General features: G+C 65.3%; 19 protein-coding genes. 9 read left to right on the top strand and 10 right to left on the bottom strand.

The annotated features are described in order from the left end of the window. Positions 1-13 precede the first annotated feature (13 nt). The 4 genes from HQ325_RS03700 to HQ325_RS03715 all read right to left on the bottom strand — a co-directional run bounded on the left by HQ325_RS03700 (position 14) and on the right by HQ325_RS03715 (position 2,447). On the bottom strand, positions 14-325 hold the full coding sequence (locus HQ325_RS03700) for a 2Fe-2S iron-sulfur cluster-binding protein (RefSeq protein WP_222626755.1): 312 nt from the start codon (positions 323-325) through the stop codon (positions 14-16). Positions 326-485: 160 nt separating this feature from the next. Then, positions 486-1,340: an SDR family NAD(P)-dependent oxidoreductase gene (locus tag HQ325_RS03705; RefSeq protein ID WP_222626756.1), complete on the bottom strand. Its 855-nt coding sequence runs from the start codon at positions 1,338-1,340 to the stop codon at positions 486-488. Beyond that, positions 1,333-2,196 carry an SDR family NAD(P)-dependent oxidoreductase gene (locus HQ325_RS03710; protein WP_222626757.1) on the bottom strand — a complete coding sequence of 288 codons (864 nt, stop codon included), beginning with the start codon at positions 2,194-2,196 and terminating at the stop codon, positions 1,333-1,335. Before HQ325_RS03710 ends, HQ325_RS03705 begins: the two co-directional genes overlap by 8 nt. 56 nt (positions 2,197-2,252) lie before the next feature. Continuing rightward, positions 2,253-2,447, bottom strand: coding sequence for a ferredoxin (locus HQ325_RS03715; RefSeq protein ID WP_222626758.1), 195 nt, complete (start codon positions 2,445-2,447; stop codon positions 2,253-2,255). A gap of 173 nt (positions 2,448-2,620) precedes the next feature. On the opposite strand from HQ325_RS03715, the gene HQ325_RS03720 reads away from it, so the two are divergent. The 3 genes from HQ325_RS03720 to HQ325_RS22325 are packed head-to-tail and all read left to right on the top strand — an operon-like array spanning position 2,621 to position 5,603. Beyond that, the gene (locus HQ325_RS03720) at positions 2,621-3,883 is read left to right on the top strand and encodes a cytochrome P450 (RefSeq protein ID WP_222626759.1); all 1,263 of its coding nucleotides are present in this window, start codon (positions 2,621-2,623) and stop codon (positions 3,881-3,883) included. After that, a complete protein-coding gene (locus HQ325_RS22320; protein WP_261777645.1) occupies positions 3,880-4,809 on the top strand; it encodes an alpha/beta hydrolase in 930 nt (309 codons plus the stop codon). The genes HQ325_RS03720 and HQ325_RS22320 overlap by 4 nt, the downstream gene beginning before the upstream one ends. Then, positions 4,806-5,603 (top strand): enoyl-CoA hydratase/isomerase family protein, encoded by a 798-nt coding sequence (locus HQ325_RS22325; RefSeq protein WP_308014238.1) that lies wholly within the window; start codon positions 4,806-4,808, stop codon positions 5,601-5,603. Before HQ325_RS22320 ends, HQ325_RS22325 begins: the two co-directional genes overlap by 4 nt. Here HQ325_RS22325 and HQ325_RS03730 read toward each other — a convergent pair. Further along, a complete protein-coding gene (locus tag HQ325_RS03730) occupies positions 5,591-5,740 on the bottom strand; it encodes a DUF1059 domain-containing protein (RefSeq protein ID WP_222626761.1) in 150 nt (49 codons plus the stop codon). The genes HQ325_RS22325 and HQ325_RS03730 overlap by 13 nt on opposite strands. A 151-nt stretch (positions 5,741-5,891) precedes the next feature. Here HQ325_RS03730 and HQ325_RS03735 point away from each other — a divergent pair, with 151 nt between their 5' ends. Together HQ325_RS03735 and HQ325_RS03740 are read left to right on the top strand one after the other, a co-directional pair. Beyond that, positions 5,892-7,517 carry an NAD(P)/FAD-dependent oxidoreductase gene (locus HQ325_RS03735; RefSeq protein ID WP_222626762.1) on the top strand — a complete coding sequence of 542 codons (1,626 nt, stop codon included), beginning with the start codon at positions 5,892-5,894 and terminating at the stop codon, positions 7,515-7,517. A 76-nt stretch (positions 7,518-7,593) separates the two neighbouring features. Further along, positions 7,594-8,337, top strand: coding sequence for an enoyl-CoA hydratase/isomerase family protein (locus tag HQ325_RS03740; RefSeq protein ID WP_222626763.1), 744 nt, complete (start codon positions 7,594-7,596; stop codon positions 8,335-8,337). Positions 8,338-8,387: 50 nt separating this feature from the next. Here the strand turns inward: HQ325_RS03740 and HQ325_RS03745 are convergent, their stop codons facing one another. Continuing rightward, positions 8,388-9,326, bottom strand: a complete 939-nt coding sequence (locus HQ325_RS03745) for an alpha/beta fold hydrolase (RefSeq protein WP_222626764.1) — start codon at positions 9,324-9,326, stop codon at positions 8,388-8,390. A gap of 241 nt (positions 9,327-9,567) precedes the next feature. On the opposite strand from HQ325_RS03745, the gene HQ325_RS03750 reads away from it, so the two are divergent. Then, positions 9,568-10,440, top strand: coding sequence for an alpha/beta hydrolase (locus HQ325_RS03750; RefSeq protein ID WP_261777921.1), 873 nt, complete (start codon positions 9,568-9,570; stop codon positions 10,438-10,440). An 87-nt stretch (positions 10,441-10,527) separates the two neighbouring features. On the opposite strand, the gene HQ325_RS03755 is transcribed toward HQ325_RS03750, so the two are convergent. Beyond that, the gene (locus HQ325_RS03755) at positions 10,528-11,370 is read right to left on the bottom strand and encodes an enoyl-CoA hydratase/isomerase family protein (protein ID WP_222626766.1); all 843 of its coding nucleotides are present in this window, start codon (positions 11,368-11,370) and stop codon (positions 10,528-10,530) included. 137 nt (positions 11,371-11,507) lie between these two features. Here HQ325_RS03755 and HQ325_RS03760 point away from each other — a divergent pair, with 137 nt between their 5' ends. The 3 genes from HQ325_RS03760 to HQ325_RS03770 all read left to right on the top strand — a co-directional run bounded on the left by HQ325_RS03760 (position 11,508) and on the right by HQ325_RS03770 (position 15,299). Continuing rightward, on the top strand, positions 11,508-12,341 hold the full coding sequence (locus HQ325_RS03760) for an SDR family NAD(P)-dependent oxidoreductase (RefSeq protein WP_222626767.1): 834 nt from the start codon (positions 11,508-11,510) through the stop codon (positions 12,339-12,341). 281 nt (positions 12,342-12,622) lie between these two features. Then, positions 12,623-14,416, top strand: a complete 1,794-nt coding sequence (locus HQ325_RS03765; RefSeq protein WP_222626768.1) for an NAD(P)/FAD-dependent oxidoreductase — start codon at positions 12,623-12,625, stop codon at positions 14,414-14,416. A gap of 49 nt (positions 14,417-14,465) precedes the next feature. Next, entirely contained in the window at positions 14,466-15,299 is an 834-nt protein-coding gene (locus tag HQ325_RS03770; protein ID WP_222626769.1) for a mycofactocin-coupled SDR family oxidoreductase, read from the top strand. An 84-nt stretch (positions 15,300-15,383) separates the two neighbouring features. Here the strand turns inward: HQ325_RS03770 and HQ325_RS03775 are convergent, their stop codons facing one another. The 3 genes from HQ325_RS03775 to HQ325_RS03785 form a co-directional block, all read right to left on the bottom strand. Beyond that, positions 15,384-16,343: an ABC transporter permease gene (locus HQ325_RS03775; RefSeq protein WP_222626770.1), complete on the bottom strand. Its 960-nt coding sequence runs from the start codon at positions 16,341-16,343 to the stop codon at positions 15,384-15,386. Positions 16,344-16,446: 103 nt separating this feature from the next. Beyond that, the gene (locus HQ325_RS03780) at positions 16,447-17,934 is read right to left on the bottom strand and encodes a sugar ABC transporter ATP-binding protein (RefSeq protein WP_261777646.1); all 1,488 of its coding nucleotides are present in this window, start codon (positions 17,932-17,934) and stop codon (positions 16,447-16,449) included. A gap of 56 nt (positions 17,935-17,990) precedes the next feature. Further along, on the bottom strand, positions 17,991-19,133 hold the full coding sequence (locus HQ325_RS03785; protein ID WP_222626772.1) for a substrate-binding domain-containing protein: 1,143 nt from the start codon (positions 19,131-19,133) through the stop codon (positions 17,991-17,993). Between the last annotated feature and the right edge of the window lie 287 nt (positions 19,134-19,420).

The following is a 19,420-nucleotide window of genomic DNA, read 5'->3' on the forward strand; positions in this document are numbered from 1 at the left end:
ACCGCCGGAGACGTCAGAGCTGGGAGGCGGGCACGCGGACGACCGTGGAGGTCTCGCCCCGCAGGATCAGCTGACAGCTCAACCGGCTCTCCGGCTGCTGGTCGACGGCACACTCGAGCATGTCGGCCTCGTCTGCGGTGGGAGGCTGGAAGGACGACTGGTCGTCGACGTAGACGTGGCACGTCGCGCACGTCAGCTCGCCCCCACAGTCGGCGATGATGCCGGAGACCAGGTTGTCCATGGCCGACTGCATGACGGAGGTGTCGTCGACCACGTCGACGACGTCTTCACGTCCATTTGCCTGGATGAACGTCACACGGGGCATGGAGGTCTCCTCGAGATCGAAAGGTCAGGGAAGAAGTGCATGTCGATGGGTCGGGGCCTGTTGTGGCCGTCACCAGGATCCGGGACAAGGTCGACCTCTCCGCGGTGTGGCCCGCGTGACCACGGTCACGCGTCGTGTGTCGAGTGTAGGTGCAGTTCTGCTAATCCTCACCCTCTTTTCTCGAAGGGTCGAAGTTTTCCTGAAACGCCGCTGCATCCATCACCTCGGAGTTGCGGTGATGGAGGTACGTCAGCAGACCCACCGGGATCGTGCTGCCGCCATTGACCGGAACGACGACGCCTGAGACCCACTGGGCCTCGTCGGATGCCAGGTAGACGCACGCAGGACCGACGTCGTCGGGACGGCCCAGACGCTGCAGTGGAACGGTGGCCAATTGGCGCCGTAAACGGGACACGGTGAGGTAGACCTGCGAATTGTTCTCCGTGATCACCAGACCCGGGGCAACGGCGTTGACGCGGATCCCCAGGTGGCCCCATTCCACGGCCATCGTGCGCGTGAGATTCTCGATTGCGGCCTTGGCGGCGCCGTACTGGCCCGTCATGGGATTGGCACCCGTGGCGCTGCGAGAGGTGATGTTGATGATCGAACCGCCGCGCGTCATGGCTCTTGCCGCGCTCTGGGCAGCGAAGAACGTCCATGTCAGGTTCAGCGAGATGACTCGCTCGAACTGGTCGACGTCGAGATCGATGAGTGGTCCCGTGTCGTCCCGGTCGGCACCGCCCGCGTTGTTGACAAAGGTGTCGAGCCGTCCCGTGCGGTCCAGGACGGTCTGGACCAGCGCCTCGACCTCCGATCGCTCGGAGATGTCTGTAGGGACGGGGACGACGACCAGACCTTCGGCCGACGCCAGTGCGGCGACGGAGTGGAGGGCGTCAGGACGGCGACCGGCGATGAACACGGTGGCACCCGAGCGCGCCATCGCGAGTGTGATGGCCCGGCCCAGGCCGGTCCCTCCACCGGTGACGACGACCGACTGGGCGCTGAGGTCAAACATCGGCGGTCGGAGTCTCGTCGCTCAGGGTCCACCGGTCGGGGAACGGAATGGATACGCGCGCGTGCTGGCCGCCGTCACCGGTCGGTATTGCAGTCCCGGACATGTACTGCGACTCGTCGCTGGCCAGAAAGATGACGGGCCAGGCGTTGTGGGCGATGCTGGGCGGTTCCTGGATCCGGAGCGGCATGACCGCGTGGGTGGGGTCCCAGGGGCCGGCCATCTGCTCGTACGACCGACCGAGCACCGGTGCCTCGGGGTCCTGCCCGAAGTTTGCCGACATGCCGTGGGTGGGGCAGGTCGCGTTGACGCGAATGCCGTACTTGCCGAAGTCGTACGCGGCGGCACGCACGATTCCGATCGCACCCGTCTTGCCGGCGACGTACGCGCCGAAACCCGGGTAGGCCACGAGGGCGGAGGCCGAGGTGGTGACGACGATGCTTCCTCCGCCGGTGGTCTTCATGGCGCGGACCGCGTGCTTGATCGTGAGGAAGACGCCGAGGAAGTTCACATCGTTGACGGTGTTCCAGTCCTCGACGGTGACGTCCTCGAACGCGACGGAACCGAAGCCGGGAACGGTCACACCTGCGTTGGCGTGCGCGACGTCGAGTCGGCCGTAGGTCTCGACCGCGTGGGCCACGCCGGCTTCGATGTCGGACTCACTGGTGACATCGACTCGAAGGCCCGATGCGGTGCCGCCTGCGGCTTCGATCGCCTCGACGACCGGCGCGATCCGCGCCTCGATCTTGTCGGTCACGACGACCTTGGCCCCCTCCTGAGCTGCGAGGAGGGCAGTCTCTCGCCCGAGGCCCGATCCGGCGCCCGTGATGAGCATGACCTTGTTCTGAAGTCGGTTCATGATGTCTTTCGTGTCGGTGGATGGGCGCGCCGGTCCGGCGCCGGGTGTCGTGGGCGCTACTCGACCACGCGGATGGCGGCCTCGGGGCATGCGCCGGCACCGACTCGCGCCTGCGGCTCGTGTCCCGGGGCGACCTCGTTCGAACCTTCCTGGGCGATGTAGCCGATCTCGTCCGAGGAGTACACGGCCGGGGCTTCGGTGTAGCAACGTCCGTGCCCTTGGCACTTGGCGTTCTCGACGACGATCTTCACTGTTCCTCCTGGATGGCGTTCAGCCCGGTCGACAGCGTCCGGATCAATTAAGGATACTGTGATTCGGGATACACTACGCGTATGGTGCGAATTATCGAGACCAGATCGGCTGAATACTCACCGCTACCTCGAAACGGCATCCTCTTATCGCTCTTACATCTGAAGGAGACGTCATGACCGACGCGACTGTCACGGAGAGTCCCGACTTCGACGTGCCCGATCACGTGCCAGCGGAGCTGGTCAGGGTGTTCGACCATTTCAACGAGCCCGGTCTGAAGGCGAATCCGGTGACGTTCTACGACGAGATCCGTCGTGGCGACCACCCCACCTTCTGGAGTCCTGTCTTCGGAGGGTTCTGGGTCCTGACCCGTTTCGACGACATCAAGACCGTGCTCCAGGACGCCGAAGGCTTCAAGAACGAGCACATGAGCTTCCCGGGCAAGAGTGTGTGGCCCCGCAAGCTCATCCCGGTCGAGCTCGACCCGCCGCTGCACATGCCGTACAAGACCGTCGAGGCCAAGGCGTTGTCGCCGGTCAAGGTCCGCGACCTGGCACCGGCCATCACGACCGACGTCAAGGAGCTGCTCCAGCCGATCCTCGACAACGGTTCGTGCGAGTTCTTCCGTGACTTCGCCCAGCCGATGCCCACGACGGTGTTCTGCCGATTGTTCGGTCTGCCCGTCGAGCAGGCAACCACCTTTCTGCAGTGGGAGACCGACCTGATCCACGGGAGCCAGCACGGCGACAGCGCCACGCTCCGGTTGGAGGCGGGACTCAAGATTCAGGCCTACCTCGAGGGGCTGATCGCCGACCGGCTCGAGAATCCTGTCGACGACCTGATCTCGATGTTCACCCAGTCCGAGGTGCACGGTCGCCGCATGACCCCCGACGAGACGCTGGACATGTGCTACCAGCTGTTCATCGCCGGTCTGGACACCGTCACGAGTGCGCTGTCCTTCTGCTTCTCGTTCCTCGCGACGCACCCCGAGCATCGTCGGCAGTTGTACGAGGATCCGTCGCTCGTCCCCAACGCGATCGAGGAGCTGATGCGCACGCACAGCTTCATCTCGGGCAACCGAGTGGCGCAGGCCGACGTCGAGGTCGGCGGCGTGCTCATCAAGAAGGGAGAAACCGTTCTCTACGCCCTCGCGTCCGGATCGCGTGACGAGTCACTCGTCGAGCACGCGGACACCGTCGACTTCACCCGTGAAGGCATCAAGCACCTCGCATTCGGGATCGGTCCCCACCGGTGCGTCGGATCCCACCTGGCGAGGATGCAGCTGCAGATCGTGATGCGTGAGTGGTTCGCCGCGACGGAGGACTTCGAGCTCGCCGAGGGTGCGGAGATCGTGTACCGACCGGCCGGCTCGTCGGGCATCATTCACCTGCCACTGGTCGTGACGCCCAGAGCCGTCGATGCGGGAGCATCCGCATGAAGGTGACCTTCGACAGTCTCGGCCTGGAGTGCGCGGCAGATCTCTACCTGCCGGAGGGCGCCGACCCCGACGCAGAGCTGCCCGGCATCGTGCTCGGACACGGCTTCGGTATGGGCAAGACATCGCTGGTGCAGCAGGGACGGCACTTCGCCGCGGCGGGATTCGCCGCGCTGTCTATCGACTACCGCTACTTCGGAGAGTCGGAGGGCGAACCGCGCGAGAAGAACTTCCCACTCGACAAGGTCGAGGACTACCGCAACGCGATCAGCTACCTCCAGTCACGACCCGAGGTCGACGCGGACCGAATCGGGATCTGGGGGACGAGCTTCTCCGGCGGCACCGTCATCCACGTCGCGGGTGTCGATCGCCGGGTCAAGGCCGTCGTGGCCCAGGTGCCGGTCTCGGACGGCCGTGGGTGGCTGCAGGTGTTACGGAACCCGAGCCAATGGGAGGAACTGCTCGACGAGCTCGAGGCCGACCGCCGCGGCAGGTTCGCCGGTCATCCCTCCGGCACGATTCCGTCGATCGGTCTGTCGGGCGAACGAGCAGTTCTGCCGTGGAAGGGGCCCCGTGACACGTCGATGACCACCTCGGTGCCGATGGCGCTCGAGTCGCTCGAGAAGGTGGCCGAATGGCGGCCGCTCGCATTCGCCCGGGAGATCGCTCCGCGTCCGGCCCTCGTCATCGCAGGAAGTGGCTACGACGTGATCCATCCGTTCTCGATGGCGCTGGACGTGCACGCTGCCCTCGAGGAGCCGAAAGAGCTGACGGTGCTGCCGTTCGAGGGCATGGCCTTCTACGGTGGGCCGGGGCTCGTGGCGTCGTTGGCCGTGGCGACGACGTTCTTCCGGACCCACCTGGGTTCGACGGTCGCCGAGAAACAGAAGGCCCTCGAGCCGACGTCCGCATCGGACGCCGACCGGTGACCCACGCGGACCACGACCGGCCTGCCTACTTCGACGCCTACCCCACGATCGCCTTCGATCGCGACGATCTGGGCGTCCTGACGGTCAGGCTGCACAGTGACGACGGCCCGGTCAGGTACTCGCCGCAGCACCACCACGACTGGGTGCGGGCGTTCGTGGACATCGCGGACGACCGCGACAACCGCGTGATGATTCTGACGGGCACGGGGGACAGCTTCATCGACGTCTTCGCCTGGGACGAGCGCACGGCGGACGCCCAGATGTGGGACGTCATCTATTACGAGGGCAAACATCTGCTCCGGCGGCTGCTCGACATCGAGATCCCCGTCATCGGGGTGGTGAACGGGGCCGCGACGATCCATGCCGAGCTCGCGCTCCTGTCGGATGTCACGCTCGCATCCGAGAGCGCGATCCTGCAGGACAAGGCGCACGTTCTGGCCGGCTCGGTCCCCGGAGACGGCGTCCAGGTGGTGTGGCAGGAGCTGCTCGGCCCGAACCGTGGACGATACTTTCTGCTTACCGGTCAGGTGTTGTCAGCGGCGGAGGCGCTCGACCTCGGTGTCGTCAACGAGGTCATGCCTGCGGGCGAGCTGATGCCGAGGGCGCGCGAACTCGCGCGCGAACTGGCTGCACGACCAGTCCTCCAGATGCGCTACACCCGAGTCGTGCTCACCGGCCGATTGAAGCGGCTCATCGACGAGAGTCTCAGCAACGGTCTGGCCGTCGAAGGCCTCGCGATACTCGACTCCGTGCGGCTCGCGCAGGAGACCGCCGCATCGGATCAGGTCGAGTGAGCCAGGAACAGGATCTCGAGCCGCGAGTAGGTGCGGCCGGGATGGGCGCCGGCGAGATGAGTCTCCGTGCGCTCGACCAGCTGGTCGTCGTCGGTCGCGTCGATCGTGGTGCCACAGGGACAGTGGAGACTTCTCATGGTGTCTGCCCTCCCGGGGCGATAGCGGCTCAGGCGTAGAATTCCAATTGAGTGCACTCATAGCAATCACGCGGTACAGTGTCCAGCAGCGGATGGGGACTTTCTCCGCTGAACTCCCGTCAATAGAGAATACTGTAGAGAAGAGCACTAGATGTTCGAAGAGGTCGTGGACGTGCCCGAGACTGCTCGGGAATACGACGTGGTCGTGGTGGGTGCAGGCATCGGAGGCCTCTATGGTGTGCACCGCTTCGCGAGTCAGGGCCTGAGCGTCCTCGGGCTGGAAGGTGCGTCCGGCGTGGGCGGCGTCTGGTTCCACAACCGCTACCCCGGGGCGCGGGTCGATATCGAGAGCTTCGACTACTGCTACTACTTCTCCTCCGAGCTCTACAACGAGTGGGAGTGGAGCGAGCGCTACGCGACCCAGTCGGAGCTTCTGCGCTACCTCAACCACGTCGCGGACCGGTTCGACATCCGTCGTCACTTCTTGTTCGAGACCTGGGTCACCGGCGCGCAATGGGACAAGGAAGCGTCGCGCTACCGCGTGACGGTCAGCTCGGGTGACACTTTCACCTGCCGATTCCTGGTCATGGCGACCGGAAACCTCTCCGCCGCGCGCGATCCGCAATTCCCCGGGCTGGAGAAGTTCCAGGGCGAGTGGGTTCAGGCATCACACTGGCCGGACCGCGAGGTCGAGTTGGCCGGTCGCCGGATCGGCGTCATCGGCACCGGCTCGTCCGGCGTGCAGACAGTCCCGGTCGTGGCGAAGGTGGCCGAGCACGTCACGGTGTTCCAGCGCTCTCCCAACTTTTCGGTGCCTGCCCACAACGGGCCGATGTCCAAGGACACGTGGGACCGCATTCGGCAGGACGTACCCGGCGAACGTGCAGTTCTGATGGCGAGCGCGGGAGCGCGGCACGTCAGCCCGGGAACGTCGAACGCCGCAGATCTCACGCCGGAGCAGCGCGAAGAGCTCCTCGAGAAGTCGTGGAGTTACGGCGGGCACGTGTTCCAGCGGACCTTCGCCGACCAGGGCACGGACGATTTCTCCAACAGCGTCGCGGCCGAGTTCGTGAGGAACAAGATCCGCTCCATCGTCGACGATCCGGAACTGGCCGAGAAGCTGTGTCCCAAGGATCATCCCGTCGGATCCCGCCGCCTGTGCGTGGACACCGACTACTACGCGACGTACAACCGCGACAACGTGACACTGGTCGACGTGTCCGAGCATGCGATCGAGCGTTTCGACGAGACCGGGATCATCACGGCCGACGGGACCCACCACGAGCTGGACCTGGTCATTTTCGCGCTCGGATTCAACGCCTTCACCGGTGCCATCGACAACGCCAACATCCGCAACGCCGAGGGTGCCTCGCCCACCGACCACTGGGATCGCGGTCCTCGTACTCTGCTCGGCATGACGACGACGGGATTCCCCAACCTGTTCGTCTCGACCGGGCCCGGTAGCCCCGCGGTGCTCGCGAACCTGACCGTCCACAACGAGCAGTGCATGGACTGGATCGGCGACTGCATCGCCTACCTCGACAAGTCCGGCTACGCCACGATCGAAGCGAGCGAGGAAGCGCAGGACGAGTGGACTGCCCGCGTCGCAGAGGCGGCCGGTTCGCTGCTGCGTCTGCGCACCAAGAACTACATGGTGCACGTCAACGCAGACGACCAGTCGCGCGTCTTCATCCCCTACGTGGGTGGGTTCGGCAACTACGTCGCCAGGTGCAACGAGATCGCCGAGAACGGTTACGAGGGCTTCGTGCTCAAGTGATTCTCGCGTCGTTACGCCCGGCACCAGACCGCACCACACGACCGGAGCGGATCCATTCCGCCCGAGAGGATCCATCATGACGGACAGCGTGACATGGGAGCTACGAGGCCGAGCAGCGGTGGTGACCATCCGTCTGCCGCAGGTCCGTAACGCTCTCGGACCCCGCGAGGCGGCCCTGCTCGGCCGGACGATCTCGGCGGCCGCGGCCCATCCCGATGCCCTGGGGGTCGTGTTGACCGGCGAAGGAGCCTTCAGCGCTGGTGGTGACTTGCCGGCCATTGTCGAGGCGACCGAAGGCCGCGACGCCGCAGGCGTCTCGGAGTTCGTGTACCGCGACTTCCAGTCGATGGTGCGCGCTCTCCGCGAGTGCCCGATTCCGACCGTGGCTGCGGTGGACGGTGCGGCGATCGGGCTGGGACTCGATCTCGCGCTGTGGTGCGACGCGCGGTTCCTGGGACCGAAGGCCAAGCTCGCGCAAGGATGGGCCACGCTGGGGCTGATCCCGGGCACGGGTGGCGCGAAGGTGCTGCAGGAATTGTTGCCGGGTGCGCTGTGGCACCTGCTCGGGCAGCGACCGATGAATGCGGACCAGGCAGCCACGCTGGGAGTGGGAGTGCGTTCCGACGACGCCCTCGCAGCGGCGGTCGACCTCATCGAGGGGTGGGTCCCGGTGGGACGTCCTGCTCTCGAGGGTTATGCGGCACTGTCGAGGAATCATCTGCCGGACGACACCTACCTGCAGGAGTGCGCCCGCATCCAGGGAGAACGGCTGACGTCCGAGTCGTTCGCCGAGACCGCGCAGGCGATCCTGGCGCGCTGACGGTCGCCGCGCCCGCACGGTTGACCGATGGGTGAGGCCCAGAGCGGCCGTCAGGCGCCCGCTCGTCTCTGCGACGCTCGGTCTCGCTCGACCGCGCCGATGATGGCGTCGCGCACGAGTTCGGGCTGATCCAGGACGAGGTGGTGGTGACCGCCCGGAATAGCTGCGCTCGTAAACAACCCGCCGACCATCACGTCCGCGTCGCGGACAGTCTCGTGCGAGACGAGCGTGCTCTCGGCACCGTGGAAGAAGTCGACGGGGCACGACAGATCGCGCAGATGACGAGCGACTTCGTCGTCGCAGAAGCGCTGGGCGATGGCAGGGTCGAACCGCCAACGCCACGCCCCGTCGCGCTCGACGATGCCGAGCTCTGCGACGTGGCGAACGGCCGCAGGGTTGATCCAGGGCTGAGGCGGAAGCAATCGGAACGCGTCCAGGATGTCGTCCCTGCTCGCGTAGGGACGCAGTGGCTTCCCCGGGATACCGCGCACCTTGGCGCCACCGTGGGGGGTGGGGATGCGCACCTTGCTGTCGAAGGTGACGACCCTGCTGACCCGGTCGGGGTGAAGGGCGGCCGTCGCGTAGGTGACCAGACCGCCCATGCTGTGACCCACGACGACACAGCGTCCACCTGCGACCTGACGGACGACCTCCGCGACTTGGTGGGCCCAGCCTGCCGGGCTGTAATCGTCGTGGGGATCGCTGAGGCCGTGTCCCGCGAGGTCGAACGTCACGACTCGAAGCGAGTCCGCGAGTCCGGCAGCGAGGACGGCGTGCCACCAGCCGCGGTGTGCACGGGCGCCGTGGACGAGCACCACAGCGGGACTCTCGGGGTCGCCACGCACGTCGTAGTGCACGTGCCGACCGTCGACCATCAGGGACGACGACTCCTGCGCACGCGGAACGACGAGTGGATCGCCTGGCGTCCCGGCGCAGGTGGGAGTGTGCCCGGAGGCGGAGTACGACGAGGGGGGCGACAGCTGGGACACGTCAACAGTATACTCAATCCGAGACCGAGTATCAGGATATCGATGCAGGTCCAGCGGCCACCCAGCCGCTGATCGTCGGTTCCGTCGCGCCGACCCCGTGATGTCCGCCAGGAGAAGGAGTGCCATGTCGGTCCCGCTCGAGGAGCACGTCCGCCGTTTCATCGAGAGGGCCGACGCCACCGATCCCTTTCCTTCGGGCGCGAGGTTCGGTTCGCGCGAGGCGGCCGACCACTTGCAACGCATGCGCAGTCGGGTACGGCCACCGCGGGCCTCCCATCCGATCGACCGCGTTCAGGATGTCCGGACGTCTGCAGGCACCGCAGTACGGGTGTACGTGCCGGCATCGGACGATTCGGAGCGGGTACTCGTGGTGTACCTGCACGGCGGAGGATGGGTGAGCGGGGACCTCGACATGCATGACCCGACCTGTCGTTCTCTTGCCATCGGTGCCGACGCTGTCGTCGTCAACGTCGATTACCGGCTGGCGCCCGAGCATCCTTATCCGGCTCCTCTGGACGACGCCGCCGAGGCTGTGGAATGGGCTGTCGCGCACGCCGAGTCATGGGGCGCCGATCCCTCGCGCACGGTTGTCGCGGGCACGAGCGCGGGGGCCAATCTCGCTGCAGCGGTTGCCGTCAGGCGTGCGGAGGCGGTCGCCGAACCAGCTCTGCTCGGCCAGGTACTGATCTATCCCGTCCTCGACGCGGCGATGCATACCGCCTCGTACCGCGAGAAGGCGGAGGGCTACTTCGTCACGGCTGACCACTTGAGATTCTTCTGGGACGCGTACGTCCAGTCCGACGTCGATCGCGCGCATCCGCACATCTCTCCGGGGCTCGCCCCGGGGGTCTCGCAGCTTCCGCCGGCGGTCGTGGTCTCGGCAGAGCACGATCCGCTGCGGGACGAGGCCGACGCCTTCGCCGAGCGGATGCGATCGGTCGGCCGACTGCTGGCGCACTCGCAGGTCCCCGGTCAGATCCACGGCTTCTTGACGGCGTTCGCCGACAGTCCTGCCTCGACCTCGACCCTGCAGCTGGTGATCGACAGCCTCGTGAGGATGCGGACACTCCCGACCGACGGAGCCCTCGTGACCGATGACCCACGAGGACAGTGAGTCTCGGTCCGAGCATGGCGCAGGGTGCCGGGCGACCCGAGCACTCTCGTCGTCCCCGAGTTCGTCCCGGAACGGCGTCAGCGCGCGTCAGGTGCCCGTTGCGTGGGTCGCGTCGGGATCGGGGTTCCACTGCGGCTCGCGCTTCTCGACGAAGGCGCGAGGACCTTCGATGAAATCGGGGTGGGACCACTGCAATCTGATCAGCGCCCACGCATGTTGCAGCGACTGCTCGTAGCTCGTCTCCAGCGAGCCCCAGATGGCTTGCTGCGTGAGTGCCATGGCCTGCGGGGAGTTCTTCGCGATCGAAAGTGCGATCTCCCGAGCCTTCTCGAGTGCTCGGCCTCGAGGAACGAGCTCGTCGACGAGACCGAGTTGGTAGGCGCGCTCGGCGCTCAGCCGGTAGTCACGACCCTGCAGACTCATGCGCAGCGCCGTCCCGAGCGGCAGTCTTTTGGCCAATCCGATGTTTTCGAGACCGCCGACCATGCCGATGTTGACGTGGGTATCGAGGAACTGGACGTGGTCACTGGCCACGACGATGTCGGCGTCGACGACGTGGTGAAGGCCTCCGCCGGCAACGGTGCCGTTCACAGCCGCGATGACGGGCTTCCACACCTTGTTGTGTCGTGCCGACCAGAACACGGTCTGGTCGAGCGGCGCGTTCGCGGCCACCGAGCTGTCCGATGCGGCAATGCCGACGTCAGCCCCGGTGGAGAAATGCCGGTCGCCCGCCCCGGTGATGATGACGACGCGAATCGAGTCGTCGTCGCGGACGTCCTCCCAGATCGCCCGGATGGGCCCGAACATGCCTTTGTGCATGGAGTTGCCACGTTCGGGACGGTTGAGGGTGATCGTTGCTACTGGTCCGTCCTTCTCATAGAGCAGTCCGTCGAGATCTCGGGCGACGTCGAGCTGGTGCCACTTGACCATGGGTTCTCCTTGTAGGTCGAGCCGTTCGGTAATAGAGTATGCTAATAAACCACATCATCAGAACCACGCCAGGGCGTCGACGCCCTGTCCGAGGGTGCCGTGGCCCAGTGCCGCCACGCAGATGTTCAGGAGAAGTCATGGGGATGCTGGACGGTGCGGCCATCGTCGTCACGGGAGCCGGAGCAGGTCTGGGGCGGGCGTATGCAGAAGCTGTCGCCGCCGCGGGTGCGCGGCTGGTCGTCAACGACGTCGATCACGCCGCGTTGGCTGACGTCGCGAACAGCCTGAAAGCCGCTGGGCACGCGGTGGAGGTCGTGGCCGGCTCGGTCAGCGACTGGGGCATCGCGGAACGCCTGATCACGACGGCTGTCGACGTGTACGGCTCGGTCGACGGCGTGGTCAACAACGCCGCTGTCTTCCAGTTCGGTGATCCGCGCGAGCTGACCGAGGAGGCGCTGCGCACGATCGTGGACGTCAACGTGCTCGGAAGCAGCTTCGTGGCCCTCCATGCGTACCGGGTGATGCGGGAGCAGGGTCGCGGTTCGATCCTCAATGTGGTGTCCGGGGCGCATGTGGGCATTGCCGGTATGACGGCCTACGGGCTGACCAAGGGTGCGGTCGCCTCGCTGACCTACAACCTGGCTGTCGACGCGGCAGGCACCGGGGTGAGCGTCATGGCGCTGTCACCGGTCGCACAGACCGGCATGGGCGTCGGCGTCGGCGCGCGGGCGGACGGCGTGCAGCGTCCGCAGCCTGCCCGGATCGCGCCGGCGGTCGTGTACCTGATCAGCGAGCGGGGCCGTCACCTGAACGGGCAGGTCGTCAGGTTCGACTCGCACTCGCTGTCGTTGATGGAGTTGCCGAACTACCGCACCGAGCGGATCACCGACGACATCGACACGGCGGAGGGTATCGGTCGCGCCTTCGAGACCCGTCTCTCGGCCGACGTCGAGCCGGTGGGTCTCTACTGAGGTCGTTCTCGATCTCGCGCGATGCGGGCTCAGGGTGGCGGCAGACGGACGTACCGATGAGTGCACTGTGTGATTGCGCTTAGGGTCCATGTGCCGATTTTGTCTGCTTGTGCACCCAAACAGGATACTGATACCGTCCAAGAATGACGTGAGTCACATTCCCGCGCACTTTGCCGGGAGTTGCTCCGCACGTTCCTCCTGCAGCCCGGGTTCCGCGAGGAACTGTCTCCTTTCCACGTATCCGAACGAACGGTGAGCGCGTGTCAACTGAAGTGTCCTCTGTGTCTTCTGTTTCCGATCCGACCTCGCTGTCAGGCGCCGAACTCGATGCAGTAGCGGCACGGTGGGTGAGCGGTTTCGAGCTCGCCTTGAGCCGAGCTGAGGACGGCGCGGTCCGCAGCCTGTTCCACGACGATGCCTGGTGGCGGGACTTGTTGGGGTTCACGTGGGATCTACGCACTGCGCACGGGCTGAAGCAACTCGACAGCGCAGTATCGGAACGCGCCGGCCAATCGGGCCTGTCGATGGCGATGATCGGGAACGCCTCGCTGGTCGACGCAGGTACCGAGCACTGGATCCAGGCGATGTTCACGTTCACCACAGACCTCGCGCACGGACGTGGAGTGCTGAGGCTGGTGCGCCGTGACGACGTCTGGAAAGCCTGGACAGTGATGACTGCCATGGATGGGCTTGTCGGCCACGAGGAACTCACCGGCACCAACCGTCCCCACGGCGGAGCGCACGGCACCGATCGCTCGCAACGCAACTGGGCCGAATCTCGCAAGCTGAAGAGCGAGTTCACCGCGTCCGAGCCTGCGGTCGTGATCGTGGGCGCAGGACACGGTGGTCTCGGCCTTGCTGCACGACTCGGCTGCCTGGGGATCGACACCCTCGTGATCGATCGCAATCCACGGATCGGCGACAGCTGGCGGAACCGATACGACTCCCTCGTCCTCCATGATCCGGTCTGGTACGACCATTTGCCGTACTTGCCGTTCCCGTCCAGCTGGCCGGTCTATTCGCCGAAGGACAAGTTGGCCGATTGGCTGGAGTCCTATGCCGCCACGATGGAGCTCAATGTCTGGACGGGTACGGAGCTGCGCGCGAGCGACTACGACGCCGCCTCCGGCCAGTGGAGCGTGACCCTCGAGAGGACCGACGGCACTACCCGGGTGGTTCGTCCCCATCACCTCGTTCTGGCCACCGGGGTCAGTGGGACCGAGCCGAACATTCCTGAGATTGCCGGTGCCGACACATACGCGGGAATGCTGTGCCATTCGCACGGTTTCCCCCATGGCCACGACTTCTCCGGGCGCAGAGCTGTGGTGGTCGGGAGTTGCAACAGCGGCCACGACATCGCTCAGGAGCTCTACGAACGTGGTGCCGACGTCACGATGCTGCAGCGCTCACCCACCTACGTGGTGAGTGTCGCGAGCGCGGCCGTCCCCATGACAGGTGTCTACGACGAATCCGGTCCGCCGACGGACGTCGCCGACCTGCTCGGAGCGTCATTCCCGTTCACGGCGGCGCCTGAGATGCACCGCGCCACCACGGCTGCAATGGCGGAGTTGGATTCGGACATCATTGCAGCACTGGAGAAGTCCGGTTTCATGTGGTCGTCCGGGATCGACGGAACGGGTGCTCTGGGCCTCTTCCTCCACAAGGGCGGCGGGTACTACATCAATGTCGGTACCTCCGAGCTGATCGCTGCGGGCGAGATCAAGATCAAGTCCGGCACCGAGATCGAGACGTTCACGAAGTCAGGGTTGGAGTTGTCCGACGGGAGCGCGCTCGCCGCGGATGTCGTGGTGCTTGCCACCGGTTATCGCGGAATGCTCGACACGGCCCGACGGCTCCTCGGCCCGGACGTCGCCGACAGATGCGGACCGGTGTGGGGGCTCGACGACGAGGGTGAGCTGCGCGGCGTCTGGCGCCAGTCAGGGCACGACGGCCTGTGGTTCATGGGCGGCAACCTCGCGATGGCTCGCTTCTACGGCAAATTTCTCGCGCTCCAGATCAAGGCGATCGAAGAAGGTCTCGTCGGGGACGCATCGCGCGCTCGCCCTGCTCTGTGAACGGTCTTCTCGACGAACGGTCTCACCAGTTACAGGAGGAAATTCGATCATGCCAGGACGAGTCGAAGGCAAAGTCGCCTTCATCACCGGTGCCGCACGCGGTCAAGGTCGCAGTCACGCGTTTCGCCTCGCAGAGGAGGGGGCCGACATCATCGCCGTCGATGTGATGGACGATGTCGACACGGTGTCCTACCCGATGGCGACAGCAGCTGACATGGCCGAAACGGTTCGCGGTGTCGAGGCCAGAGGTCGAAAGATCGTCAGTACTCACGCCGATGTGCGTGACCACCATTCGCTCGAGCAAGCCGTTGCTGCGGGCGTGGCCGAGTTGGGTCGGCTCGACATCGTGTCAGCGAACGCGGGCATTTTTTCTTTCGGCTCGGCCACCGAGCTCGACGAGGCGACGTGGCATCAGATGATCGACATCAATTTGAGCGGCGTGTGGCGCACTGTCAAGGCTGCCATTCCGACGATGGTCGCGCAGGGGACCGGGGGATCGATCGTCTTGACCTCGTCCGTGGCGGGACTGAGAGGCTTCGGTCGGACCGGGCACTACGTAGCGGCAAAGCACGGCGTCGTCGGTCTGATGAAAACGCTCGCGCACGAGCTCGCCGAGCACGCGATCCGGGTCAACACCGTGCACCCGACGCAAGTGGACACACCCATGGCCCAGAACCAGGAGATGTACGACGCGTTCTCTCCACACCTCGCTCATCCCACTCGTGACGACTTCGCCGCCGCTTCCAGCGCCACCATTCTCATGCCCATTCCCTGGGTCGAGGACCTGGATGTCAGCAATGCCGTGCTGTTCCTGGCTTCCGACGAGTCGCGGTACATCACCGGTACGAGCCTCCCCATCGACGGCGGCGCGGCAATCAAGTAGCCCCTCAGGGCTGACTCCACATCGAGACGAAAGTACCGATGGTCGAAGACGACCATCGGTACTTTCGTGTCTGTTTCGTTCGGGTCAGGCGTTTCGCGTCTTCGACCGCACCTCTTCGTACCGACGCAGCGCGAGGGACGACAGGAGGATGATGCCGAGGAACATCGACGAACCCCACACCGGGGCACCGGAGATGGCCAGACCGGCCGACCCGACCGCGATGACGAGCACGGCGACCGCTGCGCCCTGGACATTGAACCGTCCACCGCGGAACTGGGTGGCACCGAGAAAGACCGCCGCGAACGACGTCAGTAGGTAGCCCGGACCGATTTCCGGAGATCCTGCCCCGACCTGGGCGGTGACCAAGACTCCGGCGAGACCGGAGACCAGTGCTGAGACCAGCAAGCCGGCGACCTTCAGCCGGCGGGTCTGCACGCCGACGAGGCGGGCAGCTTCCTCGTTGAACCCGGTCGCATAGAGCCGACGACCGGTCACGGTGCGCTCGAGCAGCCACCAGATGAGCAGCCCGACCACGATCGCGACGAAGACCGGGGGCGTCAGCCCGAAGATGATCTCCGTGTTGGCGATCTTGCCGAAGTCCTGGTTCAACCGCTGGTCGCTCACCGGCACGTTGCCGCTGATCAGCAGGATGACGGCCTGGAAGAAGGCGCCACTGGCGAGTGTGGCGATGAACGAGTCGATGCCCAGCATCACGACGAGAACGACATTCAGTAGTCCCGCACCCAGGGCCAGCAGCAGACACAACACGATCGTCACTGTGAAGCTCAGCTGCCGTTCGACGATCAGGTAGGCCGCCGTGACGCTCGTCATTCCCATGACATAACCGATCGACAGATCGAAGACCCTGGTGCACATCGGGACGATCAGGCTGAATGCGACCAGGGCCGCTACCGAGTTCTGGTTCAGGATGAGCTGCACGGTCGTCGAGCGGGGGAAGAGGTCCGGCTGCGTGACGGAGAAGTAGACGACGATGATGAGGCCGACGTACACCGCCCCGATGTTGCCGAATCTCAGCGGTTTCACGGCGCGTTTCCAGGTCCGATCACCTGCGGAGGTGGTCGCGTGTCGTGACGAGATCTCCGTCGATGGCATGTGAGTGGTGTTGTCGGGGTCGGACGCTTTCAGTTCAGACATGACTGCTTTCCATCTCGGTCAGTAAGTGGGGTACGTTGATTCGCTCGCCCTCGGCCGTGGAGGCGATGACTCCCTCGCGCATGACCAAGACCCGGTCGCACAACTCCACGAGATCCTCGACGTCGGACGAGCAGACGAGAATCGTCAGACCGGCCGCGGCTCGGTCCCTCAGGAGTTCGTACAGAGCTCGTCTCGCGCCGATGTCGACGCCGGCCGTCGGCTCGGTCAGCAGTAGGATCCGCGGCTCGGTGCACAGCCACCTGGCCAGAAGTACCTTCTGCTGGTTGCCACCGCTCAGGGTCAGTATCGGATCGTCGGCGACGTGCTCGGCAATCTCCAACGCACGCATCCACTCTCGTGCGAATTCGGATTCGGCTCGCTTGGACGCCAATCGGCCAGGCTTCGACAGGTTTCCGAGCCGTGCAAGGGTCAAGTTCTCGCGGACAGTGAAGTTCGCGATGAGACCTTCTCGCAGCCTCTGGCCGGGCACGAGTGCGATGCCCGCACGGTGTGCGCTGGCCGAGGTGGGCGGGTCGATCGTCTGCCCCGCCACCTGCCAGCCGCCAGAGGCCTTCGATCGACGGGCACCCCCGAGAAGGTAGGCGATTTCTTCGCGACCGGAGCCCTGTAGCCCGGCGATGCCGACGATCTCGCCGGCGTGCAGGGTGATGTCCACATCTTTGGTGTGGTGGCCCGACAGGCCGCGTACGGACAGGACCGGCTCGCCTGCGGCCGGGCGGGCACCTCGTTCCGCAGCCACGGTGTGCTGTGCATTGTCGGTGATCAGGCGAGCCAGATCGACCGCCTTCGCATCGCGGACCGGGGTGTCAGCGACGACCTCTCCCGCGCGGAGCACGATGACCCGGTCTGCGATCTGCTGGATCTCGTCCATGCGGTGTGACACATAGATCACGGCGTGTCCGGCGTCGCGCACGCGATTGATGAGGTCGAACAACTGCGAGACCTCGCGCGAAGGCAGAGCGGCGGTGGGTTCGTCGAGGACCAGGACCCGCGAGTCTCCCTCTTCCCAATCCCACAGCGCCCGCGCGATCGCGACACCGGTCCGTTGGACCGGGTCGGCTTCGCTGAGAGGAGCCGACACGTCGATCTCGATGTCGAAGCGGTCGAGCAGCTCCCTGGTGCGCTTCGCCTGCCGGCCTTGGTCCACTGTGCCGAACTTGCCGCGCAGATAACCGCTGGTGAGGGCGACGTTGTCGACCGTGTTGAGCTCCTCGACGATTCCGAGGTCTTGGTGCACGAAACGTAGGCCGAGGCTGTTGGCACTCTGTGCGTCCCCGAGGATCAACTCGGAGCCGCGGAGCTCCGCGGTTCCGGCATCGGGCTGGTGGAAGCCGGCCAGGATCTTGATGACCGTCGATTTGCCGGAGCCGTTGTGGCCGAGCAACGCGAGCACTTCGCCGTCGTGGACTTGCAAGGAGACGTCGTGAAGGGCCCGTGTGCCGCCGAATCGCTTCGACATATTGCTGATGGACAGAGCTGGTCGCCGCTGTGCATCAGCGATGCGTTCGTCGGTGATCACTTGCCCCACAGCTCCAGGAACTTGGCCTCGAAGTCCTCCGTGATCGGAGTCGTCACGGGCGGATCGCCGAGGGTGTCCGCGGTCACGAGGATGTTCGGGACCGCGCTGTTCGCGGGTGCCGGATCGACTCCGGCTGCAACCCGGGCTGCTCCGTCCATGAAGTACCAGCCGTTCTCGAGGCCGGGGCTCTTGGCCGCGCCCTCGATGGCACCGGTCTTGATGTCGGGCAGTACCGTTTCTTCTGCGTATGCGGTGAAGATCTTGATGTCCTGTAGGCCCGCGGACTTCAGTGCGTTCACCATTCCGAGCGACATGACGCTGGCGGAGAGGAAGACGCTGTCGACGTCCTTGCTCGCGCGCAGTCTGTTGACGATCAGCTCGGAGGCGTTCTTGCCGATGGACTCCACTGGTAGGTCGTAACGTTCGCTGACCTCGCACGTGTCAGGGCAATACTCGTCGAGCCCGCTCTTCATGCCTCTCTCGAGGGAGTCGATGATCGGAAATGCGGGGAGACCGACGAACAGCATGTTGGCGTGACCCTCGGTGCGGTCCGCGACGAGCGAGGCAACGGAAGCACCCTGAGCTTCGATCCCCGGAGGCCCGGAGAAGTTGACCAATGGGCCGGGCTGGCCCGGCGCGGCCGGCTCGTCGAGGACGCCGCCGGAGACGACCGGAATGCCTCTGTCGAAAGCCTCTCGGTAGCCGTCGCCCAGGACCGTGCTCTCGTAGGTGTAGTTCATGATCATGTCGGGGTCTTGGCTCAGAGCCGACTTGAACGCGTTCTGCTGTGCGGCCGCGTTGCTGCTCGACGGAGTGATGATCGAGACGTCCCAGCCGAGCGCTTCGCCGGCCGTCTCCACCTGGTCGCCGAGTGGCTTGCAGAACGACGTCACGCAGTTGACCAGGATGACCTTGAGGCCGCTGGGGATCGCCTTGTCGATGGGCACGGTGATTCCGAGCGGGGCCGATGGAACCGCCAACTCCTGGACCTTGGCGGTTGCGGCCGACACATCGACGGCGGCCCTTTCCTCATCCGAGCCGCGAGAAGCGCTGCCGCCGTTTCCGCATGCGGCGAGCGCGAGCGAACATACGGTCATCGCGGCGATGAGCCCGGCTTTCCGGGTGGTGGTGGGTCGCATGGTGGCGCCTCTCGTGGTTGATACCGAGCTATTCAGGATGTTGTATTGCGAAGGTGGATCCGTGGGCTCGCGTACGCGTTCGTCCCGAGGTCGACCTCTGCTGTCGGTTGTTGCTCTGAAAACCCACATCTACCGGTGGTTCCAGTCGAGTGACCCGCATCACTGTAGGACGCGAGTGTGCTCACAGTAACAACAAGATCAGCCCGTGTCTTCAACTAAGTACACTTTTTTAGACAGCTGGCACGGGGGAGCGGACCCGCTGCCGTCAACGGCGCGTGATCGAACAG

The sequence above is a fragment of the Rhodococcus sp. BP-349 genome, assembly GCF_019835845.1.
GTDB lineage: Bacteria > Actinomycetota > Actinomycetes > Mycobacteriales > Mycobacteriaceae > Rhodococcoides.